15 protein-coding genes are annotated in these 17,917 nt (G+C 61.2%); 11 read left to right on the forward strand and 4 right to left on the reverse strand.

Annotation, left to right across the window (positions count from 1 at the left end; translation table 11 throughout):
• The first annotated feature begins 85 nt into the window (after window positions 1-85).
• From J3D46_RS15145 to J3D46_RS15160, 4 genes are all read left to right on the forward strand, one after another.
• Window positions 86-1,522: a cytosine permease gene (locus J3D46_RS15145; RefSeq protein WP_253468028.1), complete on the forward strand. Its 1,437-nt coding sequence runs from the start codon at window positions 86-88 to the stop codon at window positions 1,520-1,522.
• A 127-nt stretch (window positions 1,523-1,649) separates the two neighbouring features.
• Window positions 1,650-2,360 carry an aspartate/glutamate racemase family protein gene (locus tag J3D46_RS15150; RefSeq protein ID WP_253468030.1) on the forward strand — a complete coding sequence of 237 codons (711 nt, stop codon included), beginning with the start codon at window positions 1,650-1,652 and terminating at the stop codon, window positions 2,358-2,360.
• An 18-nt stretch (window positions 2,361-2,378) separates the two neighbouring features.
• Window positions 2,379-3,755 carry an allantoinase AllB gene (gene allB / locus J3D46_RS15155; RefSeq protein WP_253468032.1) on the forward strand — a complete coding sequence of 459 codons (1,377 nt, stop codon included), beginning with the start codon at window positions 2,379-2,381 and terminating at the stop codon, window positions 3,753-3,755.
• Window positions 3,752-4,990 (forward strand): M20 family metallo-hydrolase, encoded by a 1,239-nt coding sequence (locus J3D46_RS15160; protein ID WP_253468034.1) that lies wholly within the window; start codon window positions 3,752-3,754, stop codon window positions 4,988-4,990. The genes allB and J3D46_RS15160 overlap by 4 nt, the downstream gene beginning before the upstream one ends.
• Before the next feature lie 202 nt (window positions 4,991-5,192).
• Here J3D46_RS15160 and J3D46_RS15165 read toward each other — a convergent pair whose 3' ends face one another.
• Together J3D46_RS15165 and J3D46_RS15170 are read right to left on the reverse strand one after the other, a co-directional pair.
• Entirely contained in the window at window positions 5,193-6,359 is a 1,167-nt protein-coding gene (locus tag J3D46_RS15165; protein ID WP_253468035.1) for a mandelate racemase/muconate lactonizing enzyme family protein, read from the reverse strand.
• Window positions 6,356-7,342 carry a hydroxyacid dehydrogenase gene (locus tag J3D46_RS15170; RefSeq protein ID WP_253468037.1) on the reverse strand — a complete coding sequence of 329 codons (987 nt, stop codon included), beginning with the start codon at window positions 7,340-7,342 and terminating at the stop codon, window positions 6,356-6,358. Before J3D46_RS15170 ends, J3D46_RS15165 begins: the two co-directional genes overlap by 4 nt.
• Window positions 7,343-7,455: 113 nt before the next feature.
• On the opposite strand from J3D46_RS15170, the gene J3D46_RS15175 reads away from it, so the two are divergent.
• Window positions 7,456-8,409, forward strand: coding sequence for a LysR family transcriptional regulator (locus J3D46_RS15175; RefSeq protein ID WP_231340682.1), 954 nt, complete (start codon window positions 7,456-7,458; stop codon window positions 8,407-8,409).
• Between the two features lie 172 nt (window positions 8,410-8,581).
• Here J3D46_RS15175 and J3D46_RS15180 read toward each other — a convergent pair whose 3' ends face one another.
• Together J3D46_RS15180 and J3D46_RS15185 are read right to left on the reverse strand one after the other, a co-directional pair.
• A complete protein-coding gene (locus J3D46_RS15180; protein ID WP_253468039.1) occupies window positions 8,582-9,724 on the reverse strand; it encodes an alpha-D-ribose 1-methylphosphonate 5-triphosphate diphosphatase in 1,143 nt (380 codons plus the stop codon).
• Window positions 9,718-10,434: a GntR family transcriptional regulator gene (locus tag J3D46_RS15185; RefSeq protein ID WP_253468041.1), complete on the reverse strand. Its 717-nt coding sequence runs from the start codon at window positions 10,432-10,434 to the stop codon at window positions 9,718-9,720. The genes J3D46_RS15180 and J3D46_RS15185 overlap by 7 nt, the downstream gene beginning before the upstream one ends.
• Window positions 10,435-10,614: 180 nt before the next feature.
• Here J3D46_RS15185 and J3D46_RS15190 point away from each other — a divergent pair, with 180 nt between their 5' ends.
• Genes J3D46_RS15190 through J3D46_RS15215 form a run of 6 tightly spaced genes read left to right on the forward strand, consistent with a single transcriptional unit; the run spans window position 10,615 to window position 17,914 of the window.
• On the forward strand, window positions 10,615-11,286 hold the full coding sequence (locus J3D46_RS15190) for a phosphonatase-like hydrolase (protein ID WP_231340679.1): 672 nt from the start codon (window positions 10,615-10,617) through the stop codon (window positions 11,284-11,286).
• Between the two features lie 38 nt (window positions 11,287-11,324).
• Complete coding sequence (locus tag J3D46_RS15195) at window positions 11,325-12,281, forward strand: phosphate/phosphite/phosphonate ABC transporter substrate-binding protein (RefSeq protein ID WP_253468043.1); 957 nt, start codon at window positions 11,325-11,327, stop codon at window positions 12,279-12,281.
• 2 nt (window positions 12,282-12,283) lie between these two features.
• Window positions 12,284-13,099 carry a phosphonate ABC transporter ATP-binding protein gene (gene phnC, locus J3D46_RS15200; protein WP_231340693.1) on the forward strand — a complete coding sequence of 272 codons (816 nt, stop codon included), beginning with the start codon at window positions 12,284-12,286 and terminating at the stop codon, window positions 13,097-13,099.
• Window positions 13,096-14,769, forward strand: a complete 1,674-nt coding sequence (gene phnE / locus J3D46_RS15205) for a phosphonate ABC transporter, permease protein PhnE (protein WP_253468044.1) — start codon at window positions 13,096-13,098, stop codon at window positions 14,767-14,769. Before phnC ends, phnE begins: the two co-directional genes overlap by 4 nt.
• Window positions 14,745-15,836: a zinc-binding dehydrogenase gene (locus tag J3D46_RS15210; protein ID WP_253468046.1), complete on the forward strand. Its 1,092-nt coding sequence runs from the start codon at window positions 14,745-14,747 to the stop codon at window positions 15,834-15,836. The genes phnE and J3D46_RS15210 overlap by 25 nt, the downstream gene beginning before the upstream one ends.
• On the forward strand, window positions 15,833-17,914 hold the full coding sequence (locus J3D46_RS15215) for an alkaline phosphatase (RefSeq protein WP_253468048.1): 2,082 nt from the start codon (window positions 15,833-15,835) through the stop codon (window positions 17,912-17,914). Before J3D46_RS15210 ends, J3D46_RS15215 begins: the two co-directional genes overlap by 4 nt.
• Window positions 17,915-17,917: the final 3 nt, after the last annotated feature.

Here is a 17,917-nt window from a genome sequence, read left to right on the forward strand (position 1 = left end):
GTGAGGTCGGCGTGCGTGGTGAAGTTGCGGGACGCAGAGTAGCCCTCTGCCTCGTTCGTTCCTCTTCGTGCAAGGAGAAATGTCAATGACGACAACAGAAGACCAGCAGGGCCGCAGTCTCCTGAATGAATCCAACGCACCTACGCGTTACGCTCAACGTTCCGTGGGGCCGTTCTCCCTGGCTGCCATCTGGTTTGCCATGGCGATCCAAGTGGCCATATTCATTGCCGCGGGGCAACTGACGGCCAGTTTTCAGGTATGGCAGGTCATCGTGGCCATTGCCGCGGGTTGTACCATCGCCGTCGTCGTGGTGTTTTTCACGCAGAGTGCGGCCATTCGCTGGGGTATCAACTTCACTGTGGCGGCGCGGATGCCGTTTGGTATCCGGGGATCGTTGATCCCCATCGTTGTGAAGGCATTGCTCTCATTGTTTTGGTTCGGCTTTCAGACGTGGCTCGGAGCGCTGGCACTTGATGAAATCACCCGGATCCTCACAGGGTTCTCAAACCTGACCTTGTGGGTGCTCATCTTCGGCGCTGTGCAGGTGGTGACCACCTTCTACGGCATCAGCTTCATCCGGTGGATGAACATCTTTGCCGCACCGGTGTTGCTGGCCATGGGTGTGTTCATGGTCTACCTGATGCTTGATGGCGCCGGAGTGACGCTTCGGGAGGTCATGATCATGGGTGGTGAGACTCCGGGGTTGCCGTTTTCCACGGCGGTCATGATCTTCGTCGGGGGGTGGATTGCCGTGGTGGTGAGCATCCACGACATTGTGAAGGAATGTAAGGTCGCCCCGACTCAGCCCGGGGAAGGTCGTGCCAAGTCCGATGCCAAGTATGCGGCGGCCCAATGGTGGGGAATGGTGCCGGCGTCAGTCATTTTCGGATTTATCGGAGCCGCGTCGATGGTGTTGGTGGGGGAGTGGAACCCGGTGTTCGCCATCACCAAGGTCGTAGGCGAAGTGTCCGTTCCCATGGCCATTCTTTTCCAGGTATTCGTTCTGCTGGCAACCTGGTCCACCAACCCCGCCGCCAATCTCCTGTCTCCTGCTTACACGCTGTGCAGCACCTTCCCCCGCGTTTTCAGCTTCAAGACAGGCGTCATCGTCTCAGGCGCCGTCGGCTTGTTGATGATGCCATGGCAGTTCGCCGACACGCTTAATAGCTTCCTGAACATCCTGGCCAGTGCGCTGGGTCCACTCGCAGGCATCATGATCACCGACTACTTCCTGGTTCGCCGGGGCAGGGTCAGCCTCCAGGACCTGTATCGGACCAAGGGCATCTATACCTATTGGCACGGGTTCAACTGGGTTGCGCTCGCGGTCTACGTGGTTGCCTTGGCCCTGGCCTTCCTGACACCTGACCTCATGTTCATCACTGGCCTTGCTGCCGCAGTGGCTTTGCACTATCCCGCCATGAGGTGGGTGGCGAAGAGGTTCCCGCTGTTCTCCGAGGCGGAAAGCGCGAATGAAGACTACCTGCTGGAACAGGAGGGCAGGGAACTTACCACTCACCAATGAAGCCAACAGATAACCAGATAAGCAGTATCTCTTCCCAGAAGGAGTGGAGCGTGTTTGACGTTTCAAAAAACTACCGGGGCGTGGCCCATGGGCATGTCCCGATCATTCACCTGCAGGAGGGAACACCGTGAGGATCCTCGTGATCAATCCCAACAGTTCCAGCGCCCTTACTGAATCGGTTGCGGACGCAGCGCAACAAGTCGTAGCGCCCGGCACCATAATTTCTGCCATCAACCCCTCCAGAGGACCCGCCGTCATTGAGGGCAGCTACGACGAAGCACTGGCAACGTTCCATCTCATCGAAGAGGTCGAGCGCGCTGAGCGGGAAAACCCGCCTGACGCCTACGTCATCGCATGTTTCGGGGATCCGGGACTTGACGCGGTCAAGGAGCTGACTGACAGGCCAGTGGTAGGGGTTGCCGAAGCTGCAATCCACATGTCTTCGTTCGTCGCGGCCACCTTCTCCATTGTCAGCATCCTTCCGCGGGTCAGGAAACATCTGCACGAACTGGTACGGCAAGCGGGGGCGACGAATCGCCTCGCCTCCATCAAGCTCCCAAACCTGGGGGTGATGGCTTTCCATGAGGACGAACACGCCGCACTGGAGACGCTCAAGCAAGCCGCCAAGGAGGCGGTCCAGGAGGACGGCGCCGAGTCGATAGTGCTCGGATGCGCCGGCATGGTGGGGTTCGCCCGTCAACTGAGCGTTGAGCTCGGCGTTCCTGTCATCGACCCCGTCGAGGCAGCTTGCCGCGTGGCCGAGAGTCTGGTCGCTCTGGGCTACCAGACCAGCAAAGCGAACTCGTATCAAAAACCGACAGAGAAGCAGTACCTCTAGCTAAAAGGAGTGGAATTAGTGTTTGACGTAATAGTTAAGAACTGCCGTCTGGTATCCAGCGACGGAATCACCGAGGCAGACATTCTGGTGAAAGACGGCAAAGTCGCCGCCATCAGCGCGGACACGAGTGATGTCGAGGCCAGCCGAACCATTGACGCGGGTGGCAAGTTCGTGATGCCGGGCGTGGTCGATGAACATGTGCATATCATCGACATGGATCTCAAGAACCGGTACGGCCGCTTCGAACTCGATTCCGAGTCTGCGGCCGTGGGAGGCATCACCACCATCATCGAGATGCCGATCACCTTCCCACCCACCACCACTTTGGACGCCTTCCTCGAAAAGAAGAAGCAGGCGGGGCAGCGGTTGAAAGTTGACTTCGCGCTCTATGGAGGCGGAGTACCGGGAAACCTGCCCGAGATACGCAAAATGCACGACGCCGGCGCTGTGGGCTTCAAGTCAATGATGGCAGCCTCAGTGCCGGGCATGTTCGACGCCGTCAGCGACGGCGAACTGTTCGAAATCTTCCAGGAGATCGCAGCCTGTGGTTCAGTCATCGTGGTCCACGCCGAAAATGAAACGATCATTCAAGCGCTCCAGAAGCAGATCAAAGCCGCTGGCGGCAAGGACATGGCCGCCTACGAGGCATCCCAACCAGTCTTCCAGGAGAACGAGGCCATTCAGCGTGCGTTGCTACTGCAGAAAGAAGCCGGCTGTCGACTGATCGTGCTTCACGTGAGCAACCCTGACGGCGTCGAGCTGATACATAGGGCGCAATCCGAGGGCCAGGACGTCCACTGCGAGTCGGGTCCGCAGTATCTGAATATCACCACGGACGACGCCGAACGAATCGGACCGTATATGAAGGTCGCCCCGCCCGTCCGCTCAGCCGAGATGAACGTCAGATTATGGGAACAACTCGAGAACGGGCTCATCGACACCCTTGGATCTGACCACGGCGGACATCCTGTCGAGGACAAAGAACCCGGCTGGAAGGACGTGTGGAAAGCCGGCAACGGTGCGCTGGGCCTTGAGACATCTCTCCCTATGATGCTGACCAATGGAGTGAACAAGGGCAGGCTATCGTTGGAACGCCTCGTCGAGGTGATGTGCGAGAAACCTGCGAAGCTCTTTGGCATCTATCCGCAGAAGGGCACGCTACAGGTTGGTTCCGACGCCGATCTGCTGATCCTCGATCTGGACATTGACACCAAAGTGGATGCGTCGCAGTTCCGATCCCTGCATAAGTACAGCCCGTTCGACGGGATGCCCGTCACGGGTGCGCCGGTTCTGACGATGGTGCGCGGAACGGTGGTGGCAGAGAAAGGAGAAGTTCTGGTCGAGCAGGGATTCGGCCAGTTCGTCACCCGTCGCGACTACGAGGCGTCGAAGTGACCCTGCAGGAAGCGCAAGCGGAGCGCATTGAGAAAGAGATCCGGGAGCTCTCCCGGTTCTCGGCGGAAGGCCCCGGTGTTACCCGGCTGACCTACACTCCAGAGCACGCCGCCGCTCGGGAAACGCTCATTGCGGCTATGAAGGCCGCCGCCTTGAGCGTTCGTGAAGACGCTCTCGGCAACATCATCGGCCGACGTGAAGGCACTGATCCCGAGCTACCTGCGATCGCGGTGGGTTCACACTTCGATTCTGTCCGAAACGGCGGGATGTTTGATGGCACTGCAGGCGTGGTGTGCGCTCTTGAGGCTGCCCGGGTGTTGCAAGAGAACGGTTACGTGAATCGGCATCCACTGGAGTTCATTGCCATCGTTGAGGAGGAAGGGGCCCGCTTCAGCAGTGGCATGTTGGGCGGCCGCGCCATTGCAGGGTTGGTCGCCGACAGGGAACTGGACTCTTTGGTTGATGAGGATGGAGTGTCCGTGAGGCAGGCGGCTACTGCCTTCGGCTTGAAGCCGGGCGAACTGCAGGCTGCAGCCCGCTCCGCGGCGGACATGCGTGCTTTTATCGAACTACACATTGAGCAAGGACCGCTCCTTGAACAGGAGCAAATAGAGATCGGCGTCGTAACCTCCATCGTTGGCGTTCGCGCATTGCGGGTTATGGTCAAAGGCAGAAGCGACCACGCCGGCACAACCCCCATGCACCTGCGCCAGGATGCGCTGGTACCCGCCGCCCTTATGGTGCGGGAGGTCAATCGGTTCGTCAACGAGATCGCCGATGGCACAGTGGCTACCGTTGGCCACCTCACAGTGGCCCCCGGTGGAGGCAACCAGGTCCCGGGGGAGGTGGACTTCACACTGGACCTGCGTTCTCCGCATGAGGAGTCGCTCCGCGTGCTGATCGACCGCATCTCGGTCATGGTCGGCGAGGTCGCCTCCCAGGCCGGTGTGGCTGCCGATGTGGATGAATTTTTCAATCTCAGCCCGGTGCAGCTGGCTCCTACCCTGGTGGACGCCGTTCGCGAAGCGGCCTCGGCCCTGGAGTACACACACCGGGATATCAGCAGCGGGGCGGGGCACGACTCGATGTTCATCGCCCAGGTCACGGAGGTCGGAATGGTTTTCGTTCCAAGCCGTGCTGGCCGGAGCCATGTTCCCGAAGAATGGACCGATTTCGATGATCTTCGCAAAGGAACTGAGGTTGTCCTTCGGGTAATGAAGGCACTGGACCGGTAGGAGTGCGGTCACACACCGGCCGCTAGGAGTGAGGGGCTGCGCAAAAGATGTACTTACAGCCCTTCACTCCCACTGTGTCGAGTTATTCAGCGTTTGACGGGTACAGGGCGGTCGGATTTTGGTATTCCCTACCGGCGGCTGGGAAATCGGGCTTGGCGTCTCGCCCCTTTTCCCTTGTATGAATTGGTGGTGGGGATGGGGACTAGATGTGGGATTCGAACCGGATGCGTTCTTCATCGACGGTCACGCCCAAGCCAGGCGCATCCGGCACTGTGGCAATGGCATTGGTGATGGTGAGGCCTTCGACGTAGAGGTCATTGAGGAGTTCGGGGCCGTTGAGTTCTGCGGGGAGGGCCAGTTCCAGATTGCTGAAGAGATGAAGGGAAGCCGCGAACCCGATGCCGCAGTCGGTCAGTCCACTGGCCAGAATTTCCGTGCTGTTGGCGGTGGCGACGGCGGCCGTCTTCATGGCGTTACGGATTCCGCCGGACTTGCAGATCTTGATGACCACCATGTCGGCTGCACCGAGGGCAATAGTCCTGGCTAAGTCCTGCGAGGTAAAGCTGCCCTCGTCGATGGCCACGGGAATCCGGCTCGCGGCTTGGACTCGCTTCATGCCCGCCCAGTCGGTGCTGGGCACGGGCTGTTCCACGCAGAAGAGTCCCGGTACGTCGACAACTCTGTCCAGGAACCGCATCATGGACGATGGGCTGTACGACTGGTTGGCATCAAGCCATAGTGGTTTGCCGCCGGCGACCTCAGACACAGCGTGAACCGCTTCGGTGTCTGCCCGGACGTCACCGGAAATCTTGACCTTGTAAGCGTGATACTCAGAAGATTCTTCGACTCGTGCAACCATGGCGGCGGGCGTGTCGACGCCGATGGCAGAACACAGTTCCAGCTCGCTGTTGACTTTGCCGCCAAGGAGCGCATGAACGGGGAGTCCCGCTATTTGTCCTGCGGCGTCATGCATCGCTACATCCACTGCAGCGCGGGCAAAAGGGAATCCATTGGAGACCGAGGGGCTGAGAACCTTGTCGGCCCGGCGGTGGAAGAGTCCTACATCAAAGGGGGAGAGGTCCATGAGCAGAGGGCTGAGGTACTTTTCAATGACAAGTACGATGGTCTCCGGCGTCTCGTAGCTCCAGCTCGGCAGGGCTCTCTGTTCCCCCCAACCAACGTGTCCTGAGTCCGTTGTGAGCTTGACGAAGATGACATCGCCGCATTGGCCTGGGGCACCCACTGCACCGCTTCCGAGGACAAACGAATGTTTGAAGGGTACCTTGACCGCGAAGACCTCTAATGACGCGACGCGGGGCATCCGGTATTGGGTCCGCTCTTCCAGAGCGTCTGAGGGGTACAAGCTCATGCCGACCGGGAGAGCGCGTTGAGATCGACGCAGCTTTCGCCGCGTTGCCCGTATTCAAGCCAACTGACCACGTCCTGGATCACGAAGCCCACCAAGGCCTGGTGCCCCTCTACCGAGTCGCCGGCGATGTGAGGAGTCAGCAGCACGTTGGGTGAGGCTGTGTAGTTGGCTGACAATGCGGGAGGTGACTGCGGGTAGACGTCCAAGGCCGCAAAAACCCTGCCGTTGGAAAGCTCGGCCTCAAGTGCGTCGTAGTCCATCGTGGGACCGGTTGACGAATTGATCAGCAGTGCGCCGTCCGGCATGGACTTGATGTGCTCGCTGGTGATCATTCCTTCCGTGGCGGGAAGATTAGGAACGTGCAGGGAGACGATGGGCGCGCGGACAACCTCCTCGAGTTCGCCACGGCGTACGCCCAGCTGGCGTGCCTTCGCGTCAGAAAGGTAGGGATCATAGACCACTACGTCACAATGAAAAGGCTTCAGAAGCGAGATGAAAGCCCGTGCCGTGGAGCTGGCGCCCACGATTCCTACGGTCTTGCCCGTTAGTTCCCGTCCGCGCACGTTCGCGGGTTTCCATTCGTCCGCCCGCATTGCCTGATCAAAAGCCGGCAGCCTTCGGAGCATGGTCAAGGTTGCAGCGAGGCAGTACTCGCCAACCGATTCGGCGATTCGAACACCTGCGGAAAACACTGCGAGGTTCATGTCGAAAGTATCTGGATCAAGCACGTTCTTTACGGTGCCTGCTGCGTGGGCGATGATCTTCGGCGCGGCAGCGTCTGAGAGCATAGCCGCCGTCAGCTTGGGCGTTCCCCAGCTGGTAACCACAACATCGCTTCCCGGAAGCAAACGGGCCAGTTCGTCGGCGTCAAAGGTGTCCGATCCCCAGCGAACATCAAATCGTTCGTCCAGCCGGAGCCTGGTCGCGGCATCGCACACGTCCTCGGCTCGCTGCGGGTTCATGGCCATAACTAGAGTCGTCATCGGATCCTTCAAACTGTTTGATGTGGGCAACTTCTGAGGTGATGAATCCACGGTAAATCGAGGTCGTCATACGTGTCCAAGCGTTTTTATGCATCCGGTGATACGCTCAATGCATGAGCCCAACCCTGTCCCAACTCAAGGGATTCGTTGCCGTCGCGGAAGAGCTGCACTTTGGCAGAGCCGCAGAAAGACTCCACTTAACGCAACCAACGTTGACCCGAAACATTCAAAACCTGGAGCGGGCGGTGCATGCCAAGCTCCTGGAACGTGGAGGAAAGGAGATCTCCCTAACAGTCGCCGGGGCCTTGGTTTTGGCTGATGCACGAAGGATCATTTCCATTGCGGAGGCGCTTCCACAGCTTGCCCATAAAGCAGAAGCGGGCGAGGTCGGTACGCTGCGCCTCGCGTTCACTGCGATGGGCGCGTATGCAGTGCTTAATGAGTTTCTGACCTATGTCAACAATCTCTTCCCATCGGTGGACATCAACATCGTGGAGATGGTGAGCGAGGCCCAATTCGAAGCACTGGCAAACGGAGAACTGGACGTGGGCTTGGCGCGACCCGCGGTTCCTGAGATGTTCGGATCCAGGCACCTTCACTCCGAAGAAATGGTTGCGGCGCTGCCCGCCGGTCATGGGCTGGCCGATGCCCCCGGGCCGCTGACTCTCGAGGGCGCAATGGTTGGCGACTACATTGCCTACAGCAGCCTCGACCAGAAGTACTTCCACGATATGTGCGCCACTATGCTGAACCTGGATCGCTTCTTGACATCCCATAGTGTGTCCGAGATACCGGCCATGCTGGCATTGGTCCGCGCCGGTAGAGGGATGGCCCTTGTTCCCAAGTCCGCGACGCTTTTGAGAGTGGACGGCGTCGTCTACCGGGAGCTGGACCCGGTGGAGTCCCGGCGGGTAAGTCTCAGCGTTTGCTGGAACCCGGACAACAGCAATCCGGCCTTGCGTGCCCTGCTCCCGCATCTGGACCGCATGCCAACCTACGGATCTCCCATAACGGACAGCGAATCGATTCAGGAGCTCGTATCAATGGGAGCTCCTGACACGCGTTAGGCAAGCCCGGCACCTGTGATGCCCTTTCCCGGAAGTTCTTCGGCAATGGACCGGTATCCGAATGCCAGGTCGTCGGCGTGGTCCTTCGTAACGTCACCCTATGGTGCAATGCGTCAACACCGGACGCGGTCTTCACGAAGATGCCTTTACCAAGCTGCGACCGTTGGTTGCTTTATGCTGCCGTGAATGTCCGGGTGACGCGTGGGTACTCGGAGGAGTCTGAGCAGAGCAGGAGGTCTGCCCTGCGGCCTGGCGCCAGTTGTCCGCGATCGTGGAGGCCTGTTGCTGCGGCCGGCGCAGAGGTGATCATGCCGATGGCCGCAGGAAGGGTGGCGTGGCCCAGTCTGGCCAGTTCGAAGGCGGCCGGCAGTAGGCTCGACGGCAGGTAGTCGGAGGCCAGGATGTGCAGGACGCCGTGCTGTGCCAACTCTGCGGCGGAAACATTTCCTGAGTGGGACCCGCCCAGCAGGATGTTGGGTGCCCCGGCTACGTTGGCGACGCCCTGTGCGGCCGCGTGCCTGGCTGCCTGGATTGTGGTGGGGAACTCGGCGATGGTGGCGTGCCGGGCGATGAGGTCATCGATTTCGTCAGGAGACGTAGGGTCGTGCCCCATGAGCTTGATGGACCCGTCCGCGGCCAGACTGCTCAGCCACCCCAGGGTCTGCTCCCGGAGGGGGATCTGCTCATCCCTTTCGGCCACCAGCAGGTCAACGTGATGCCTGGCGCTGGCCGGCGTCATCTGTTGGGCGTCCTGCAGCCACCGTTCCATGACGGAGCGGTCCTTGTACTGGCCTTGTCCTGGTGTGTGGTCCTCGTAGGACACCAGCGGGGTTCCGGGTTGCCCGGTAATCTGTTCGCGAAAGAGGTCAATGCCTCCGGGGCACCGAACGTCCAGCCGGTGCAGGACCCTATGGTCCATTCTTGGTTCGGGGTAGGCCTGTAAAGTGTCCTGTATTTCCGGTGCCTGCGGGGACTTGATGGGAATACCTACCGCTGACTTCAGCTGGAAGGACATGGCGTGGAAGGCGGTGGTGACCCCTGCCGCGAGCAGGTTGCTCTCGGCGGCGTGGAGGGCCAGCGGAACGGGAACGACGGCGCCGGGCCGGGGGCGGTACTCCCTCGCAAGGGCGTCGCTGTGGACGTCGACCAGCCCGGGCAGGCAGAGCTGTCCGCGTCCATCGACGTCGGCCCGTGTTCCGCTGCGGTGCGGGCCGATGTCTTCGATGACGCCGCCGGATACGCTGACCAGCTGGTCCTCGAGGATGCCCTCGGGCGTGACGGCGCGGACATGTCCAAGGGTGTAGGTGTTCAGCATTGGCCCAGTTCCGTCACTACGTCGAAGACGTCGGGCCTGAGGTAGCTCTCCACATATTCCAGCCTTTTTCCCGACTCCGAGCAAGAGATCAGGCCGCGCAGCAGGATCTGCGGCGGCCTTCCCCTGAGCCCGAGGGTCTCGGAAATTTCGTTGGGCGGCGATGAGAGGCGGCTTTGGCTCCATTGGCGATGCGGGGAGTAGCCGTAGTGCCGGCGCAGGACGCCATCCAACGATCCATCGACGGCAAGGATGGCGGCCAGGCGGGGGACAGCGGCGGAAGGAAGCACTGAGATGGCCGTACTGACGGGCATGTCATCGATGTACCGAACCCGTTCCAAAACCGTGACTTTGGAACCTGCCTCCAGCCCCAGGATGTCCCGTTCCTCCGGGCTTGCCTGCCGTATCACCGGCTTGGAGTTGATGGTTCGGGGGTCCGCGCCGGCGGCACGGACCGTCTGCGTAAAGGACGGAGCCAGATCGCGGCTGATCCGGTACTCAAACCGCTGGGTACGGAACGTGCCGCTTCCCTTCACTTTGCGGATGAGCCAGCGTCGCTCCAGTTCGTCCAATGCGGCCCGGATCGTTTGCCTGTTGACCCCGAAGATGTTGCCAAGATCGTGCTCCGATGGCAGGGCGCGATTGACCGGAACATCGGAGAATTGCTCCATGATCTGTTCGGACAACTTTAGGTAGATGGGTTCGGACTGCATGAGGCAATCATAGCCTGCCCGGGTGCGTGCTTCGTTGAAAAATAAGGGATTAATGGCTGATGAACAATCGGAGAACGGTCCAGAATCTGTCTATACAGATTTATTTTTAAGGGCATGCTGGATGCAGCTGCACTGCGTATGACTAAACATCGCAGGACCAAACACTCAGGAGTACCACCAATGATCAAACTCGTGTGCCTCGATATGGCCGGAACAACAGTCCAGGACGGTGGCGTCGTCAAGGAATCATTCATTTCCGCCGTTACTGACATGGGCCTTGCATCAGGCTCGCCGGCAGCCCGCGATGCTGTGCAATATGCCTTGGACACCATGGGTCAGAGCAAGATCGATGTCTTCATGGAGATCTTTGGCGGCGACTCCGCAGCCGCCGGGAAAGCCAATGGCATGTTCGAGGCCGCCTATGAAAGGAACATCGCCTCGCTGGGAGTCAGCGCGATCTCCGGTGCAGCCCAAACCATCAGAAGCCTGAGGCAGGCCGGGGTAAAGGTCGTCCTGACCACAGGATTCTCGCCCGTTACCCGGGACCGCCTGATCACCTCCCTCGGGTGGGAAGGCTTGGTCGACGACGCACTTTCCCCCGCTGATGCGGGTCGTGGGCGCCCGGCACCGGACATGATCCTGACAGCGATGCTGCGGTTGGGGATCGACGACGTCCGCGAGATCGCCGTGGCAGGCGACACCACCAGCGACCTGCTGGCCGGAACGCGGTCCGGTGCATCGGTAGTGGCCGGCGTACTCACCGGTGCCCACACCAGGGAAGACCTCCAGACTGCGCCCCACACCCACATCCTCAATTCCGTCACAGAACTGCCCGGCGCCCTGCTTTCCTAGGCCGCGCCCCCTCACAAAGCTCCAGAACAGGATTCCCAATGAATTTCAAAGCCCTGTCCGCGTCAGTAGTTGGCTTGGCGAGCGTGGTGCTCCTCTCGGGATGCGCCTCAGCCAGTGAGCCCCAACAGTCAAGCGGGTTCCCTTCGGAGATCGTTATCGGTGCGATCCCGAATGAGAACTCCACGGACCTCACCGGAACCTACGAGCCGTTGATCAAGATGATCGAGGCCGAAACCGGCTCCAAGGTCAAGCTCCAGCAGGCCAGCGACTACGCGGGAATTGTTGAAGGAATGATCGCAGACCGGGTGGACATCGCCTTCCTCGGCCCGTTCTCCTATGTGATAGCCACAGCTAACAAGGCAGACATCCAGCCGCTTGGCGCCCTGACCAAAGCAAAGGACACCCCTGCCGGCTATTACTCCTTGGGCATCACCCAGGGCAGCAACGATGCAGTGACCAAGATCGAGGACTTCTCGGGCAAGGACACCTGCTTTGTTGACCCGGGTTCTACCTCCGGCTTCCTCTACCCATCAGCCGGGCTGATCAGTTCGGGTGTCGCCTCCAGTGGCAAGGAATCCGACATCAGCAAAGCGCTCAAACCGATCTACGCAGGCAGCCACGATGCCTCAGCTCTGTCCGTCAAGAGCGGGCAGTGCGAGGTGGGCTTTGCCATGCAGTCCATGGTGGAAGACACCCTTCCCGGCAAGGGGGAACTGCAGGCCGGCGAGCTCAAATCAGTCTGGAAATCCGAGATGATTCCGGGTTCCGTCTTCGCAGTCCGCAACAAACTCGGCGATGACGCTGTGGCCAGGCTGACGGCTCTCTTCACTGAGAAAGCCAACGCCGAATACTTCGAGTCCCAGGGATACTGCACAGGCAAGGAATGCCTGATGACCGGCGAACACGCCTGGGGTGTGGTGAAGGCCGGCGACGCCGACTACGACGGCATCCGCAACGTCTGCCTCACCACCAAATCTGAAAAGTGCGAGCCGTGACCATGACCCAGGCTGCAGCAACCGCGGGCTCGGACGCTCAACCCGAACCAGCCATCCGCGTCCGGAAACTCCGCAAGGACTTCGGACCAGTCACTGCACTTCAGGGAATCGACCTGGAGGTGGCCCCCGGCGAACTCACGGTCCTGCTGGGTCTATCCGGCTCAGGCAAATCGACCCTCCTTCGATGCCTGAATGGCCTGAATCCCATCACCGCCGGCGAGGCCACCGTCCTTGGACAGCCGGTCCATGGCATGACCAGCCGCGAGATGCGCAAGCTCCGCTCCAAAATCGGTTTTATCTTCCAGCACTTCAACCTGGTAGGCAGATTGACGTGCTTGGAGAACGTGCTGATCGGAGCGTCCGGACGGATACCGGGACCACGCTATGGAATCCTCAGCTATTCCCGCGCCCAGCGGCGTGAGGCCCTGACACATCTTTCGAGGGTGGGGCTGGGACAGCACGCGTTTCAGAGGGCCGACTCCCTGTCCGGCGGCCAGCAGCAGCGTGTGGCCATAGCACGGGCACTCATGCAAAAACCCGAACTGATCCTCGCCGATGAGCCGGTAGCATCGCTGGACCCCGAAAACGCTGCCAACGTGATGGATCTGCTGTTCCAGATCTGCCTTGAGAACAAGATCACCGTCCTCTGCACGCTGCATCAGGTGGACCTGGCAATGCACTGGGCCCACAGAATCGTGGGACTTCGGGACGGCGAAAAGGTCCTCGATTCGAACACCGCCGCCCTGTCCCGCGACGATGTCCTGAACGTATACCGGCAACTCCAGCCGGAGGCGGCCCCGGATGGAACCAGGGCATGAAGACCGCCTTGAAACCAGCCGTTGAACCAGAATGTTCGCGGGACAACCAGCAGGCAGCATTTACCAATGACGTCCTCCGGCCACCGTTCAGCAGGGAAAAGTTTGTTCTCTGGATCGCGTTGGCGGCAATCGCCGGCCTGACAGTGCTCAGTGCACGTCAGATCGACTTCGACCTTGGCGCGCTCGGTGGCGGATTCGAGGACGTCGGCAACCTGCTGGAGCGCATGCTTCCTCCGGAGCTGGATGATCCCCCGCGTGTTGGGGAGCTTCTGGTGGAAACGCTGATGATGGCACTGCTGGGAACAGTCCTGGCAACGATCATTTCCATACCACTGGCCTTCCTGGCTGCCTCGAACACCACCCCGCATCCGGCAGTACACCATGCAGCGCGCATGATCATCACCATGTGCAGGGCGATCCCGGACCTCGTGTTCGCTGTGCTGTTTGTGCGGGCGCTGGGTATCGGTGTCCTGCCCGGCATCCTGGCACTCGGCCTGCACTCGGTGGGCATGATGGCCAAGCTCTTCGCAGATGCGATCGAGCAGATCGATGAAGGGCCCAGGGAAGCAGTACGGGCAACCGGCGCCGGACGGCTCACGGAGTTGGTCAGCGCAGTGCTGCCGCAAATCACGCCGGCCTGGATCGGCACCTTCATCTACCGGGTGGACATCAATCTCCGGACCTCCGTGGTCCTTGGCTTCGTGGGAGCAGGAGGCATCGGCTTCGCCCTGCAGGACGCCCTCCGCGGGCTGATGTACCAGAGCGCCATGGGTATCATCCTGGTTATTTTGCTCATCATCGCTGCCATGGAGTATCTTGCCGTCGCATTGCGCCGAACCCTTCTGGATGCAGCCGCCGATGGAGCGGCAGCGCTGGCCGTTCCCGGTCCCTCGGTTCGGCCACCTTGGACCAAGGGGCGCACGGTTCGCGGCTTGTGCGCAGCGGTGACAGTTGCCGCCGTCGTGGTTTCCGTCATCTATCTGGGCATCGACCCCTTGGCGCCCATCAAGCAGTTCACGGACCTTGTTTCAGTGTTTGGGCGGCTGATGCCGCCATCGGTGGATGGCCTACAGAATGCCTTGCTGAAAGCGGTGGGAGAGACCCTGGCCATCGGGCTCGTGGCGACAGTGGTCGGAGCCGCGGCGGCCATCCCCATGGGGATCCTGGCCGCCCGGAATGTCTCTCCATCCGTCCACACGTACCACTCAGCCAGAGCCATCATCCTGGTCGTTCGCGCCATCCCCGAGCTCATTCTGGCCGTGATTTTCGTAGCGGCCATCGGACTTGGACCCATGGCCGGCGCCATGGCACTGGGAGTAGGCACCATCGGATTCCTCGGCAAGCTCGTGGCCGATTCAGTGGAAGAAATCCCCGGCGGGCCGCTCGAGGCGGTCCGTGCTGCCGGAGGGGGGTGGTGGGACGTGCTGTTCGCGGCTGTGATCCCGCAGACACTGCCGCAACTCACAGGCCAATGGCTGTACATGCTGGACGTGAACATACGCACATCAACGGTCCTGGGAATCGTTGGCGCCGGCGGCATCGGCTTCCTCCTCATGGAATCCGTCCGCACACTCAACTTCGACGTCGCCGGCAGCATCATCCTGATCATTTTCTTCATCGTCTTCGCGATCGAAAGGCTCTCTGCATGGATACGCAGACTCTTCCGCTGACCGCATCCGCCCAGGTATGGACCGGTGGAAGCGACTTCCGCAACCTCAGCGTGGACCTGCCCGAACTGGCTCATGGCGAGGCGATGGCAACCATTGATCTCGCAACCATTTGCGGCTCGGACATCCACACGATTTCCGGACGACGTTCCGGACCCCACCCCGGCATTCTTGGGCACGAGGCCGTTGGCAGAATCACCAGCATTGGCTCAGGCGGGATACAGGACTTCAAGGGCAGGCAACTTCAGCCAGGCGACAGGGTGATCTGGAGCGTTACCGTCGCCTGCGGCCAATGCGCCAGATGCCGGGCAGGCGTCACGGCGAAATGCGTCGAGCTCCTCAAGACCGGCCATGAACCGCTCGACGGCGTTTGGGGTTTGTCAGGCGGCTACTCGTCCCACATCCATCTTCGCCGCGGCATCACCATAGTGTCGGTCCCGGAGACGGTGAGCGATGCGGCGGCCGCGCCCGTCGCGTGCGCCACCGCAACAGTGATGGCTGTGGTGGAAGCCGCCGGCATGCTTGCAGGCAAACGCGTCCTCGTCAGTGGTGCAGGAATGCTGGGAATCGTTGCCTGCGCTGTCGCCCAGCACCGGGGAGCATCAGCCGTGCATGTCCGGGACATCAATCCGGAACGGCTCGCGCTGGCCCAGGAGTTCGGAGCGACGGACGCAGCCGCACCCAACGCGGACCGCACGGGCCTTGCCGTGGACATCGCAATTGACGTGTCCGGCGCAGCCCAAGCCGTGGAGTCTGCCCTGGGAGCCTTGGACATCTCAGGTCGCTTGGTCTTGGCCGGCTCGGTCTCGCCGGGCCCGGCTGTGTCCTTCGACCCCGAAAAGATGGTCCGGTCCCTGCTGACCATTACAGGCGTCCACAACTACGAGCCCAGGCACCTTCAAGAAGCCATGGATTTCGTCAACGAAACCCGGGACACCTACCAGTGGGACGCGCTGGTGGAAGAACCCCGCGCCCTCGCAGAACTCCCGTTCGTCATGCAACCGCCCACCGGGCGATCACTCAGGAAATCGGTAACCCCCAACGTTGGAACAATAAGGAGAACATCATGACCACCCACAAATCAGTTGGACGACGCGGCTTCCTTGGGGGAGGACTCGCCTCAGCCGGGTTGACCATCGCCGCGACCGTGCCGGCGTCGATCCCGGCGCATGCCGCTGGTGGTGCGCCGATCCGCGCGGCAGTGCTGGAGTTCAACGATCCCTGGACCAAGGCAACCGGCCTGGGGGAGCTGCTGCGCCGGGCCGGGGCAAACGTGATCACCCTCGATCCCGGCCTGCCCGCCACATCGCAAGGCGTCGATCTCATTGCTTTCGGGACGTTCACCAACAACGCGCCCACCTATCTTGACTATGTAGCTGCGCAATCCTCGTCGCTGCGTGATTTTGCGGCAGCCGGCGGCGTGGTGCTGGACATGGCGCAGTCGGACCAGTATTCGCAGAAAGCGTCCTACCTGCCCGCACCGCTGAGCGCCACACGGGCCGACCCGGACCATGACGCCATCTACGCCATGGCGCCCGAACACCCTCTTGTCACGGCGCTGAGGACGGGCATCGACGGTCGGGTCTTGACTGACCGCGCTTCAGCGATCCGCGTCAGCTGGGAAACGTTGGTTGATTGGGAGTCCATGCGGGTGCTGCTCTCCTGCGCCCCCGGGGGCAACCCGAAGCCTCCCGCACTGCTGGAGGGCGCACACGGAAAGGGCCGGTTCCTGGTGACCAGCCTGACCATCGACAAGTGCTTCAACGCTGCAGGTACAGCCATCCAGCCAGCCACCGCCGTGGGAGATAGTGAAGCGTTCTTTGCCGCGCTGACCAAATACGTCTCCTCCGTAAAGGCAGGGACCGCTCCGGCCGTGGTGCCGACGCCCAAGCCCAAGGAACCGGCCGCCGGACCCATGGTGGGCCACACTACGGATCGGACAACCCGGATCTGGCTTCGCCCCGGCCGGGACCACCACGCCATTCCACGGTGGGAATGCACGGTCCGTAACCAAAAGGGCAAGGAAGAGCGGGTGCAGGCCACCCTCACCAGCGCGAACGATTACAGCCTGATCTTCGAAGTGGATAAGTTGCACCCCGGAACGCGGTACACGTTCACGATCGTTCCCGTCACCGGCGATCCGGAGTTCACCCCACTGATAGGTGCTTTCACCACTGCCCCGTCGGACAACTCCAAGGCCAAGGTGGTCATGGGCGTCGGTTCCTGTGCCCCCTCCGGCTCGGACGCCGTCTGGGACCGCATCCTGGCGGAGGGGTGCGACAGCTTCGTTTTCATGGGAGACACCCCTTACATCGACTCCGTTGATTTGCAGTTCGCCCGCCAGCGCCACCGCGAGTTCCTCCAGGTTCCCGAGCTGGCACGGCTGGTCCGTTCCATTCCGACGTGGGGCACGTGGGACGATCACGACTTTGCGTTCAACGCCAGCCTGGGAGATGTGAAGGGCAAGGTCAACACCCGTACGGCATTCGTCGACTACCGTGCCAACGCCAGCTACGGTCATACAGCTGCCGGGGAACAGCAAACCCGGCGCGACGCCGGCGAAGGCGTCTACACGTCCTTCCGGCGCGGACCCGTGGAAGTGTTCCTCCTGGACCCCCGATGGTTCAGCCGGACCGAGGCAAGCTGGGCCGACGTCGGACAGCCAACATGCCTCGGCACGACGCAGTGGCAGTGGTTCCAGAAGGCCCTGCGTTCCAGTGACGCCACGTTCAAGCTGGTAGTCAGCGGAATGATCTGGGATGACAAGCAGAACGCGGAATCGGACGACTGGGGTACCTTCCCGCACGAACGCGAGGCGATGTTCGACTTCATCAAGGACGAAGAGATTCCCGGCGTCGTCCTTCTCAGCGGCGATATCCACGTATCCCGCGCCTTGAACTACGGTCCCCGCGTCGGATATGACCTCTGGCAATGGATCGTCAGCCCGCTGCACGACCGCACCATCGCGAGCCTCAACGTTCCACACCCTGCGCTGGTGCACAGCGCGGTTGAGCCGAACGTCTTTGCCCGGATCGAGGCTGACACCACTGTGAAGCCCGCAACCCTGAAAGCAACGTGGATCAACCGTGCCGGCGAGCGGATCTTCGAGGTCGCCACGACGTCCACGCAGCTCGGGCATCGCCACTAACCA

The sequence above is a fragment of the Paenarthrobacter sp. A20 genome (assembly GCF_024168825.1).
Taxonomy (GTDB): domain Bacteria; phylum Actinomycetota; class Actinomycetes; order Actinomycetales; family Micrococcaceae; genus Arthrobacter.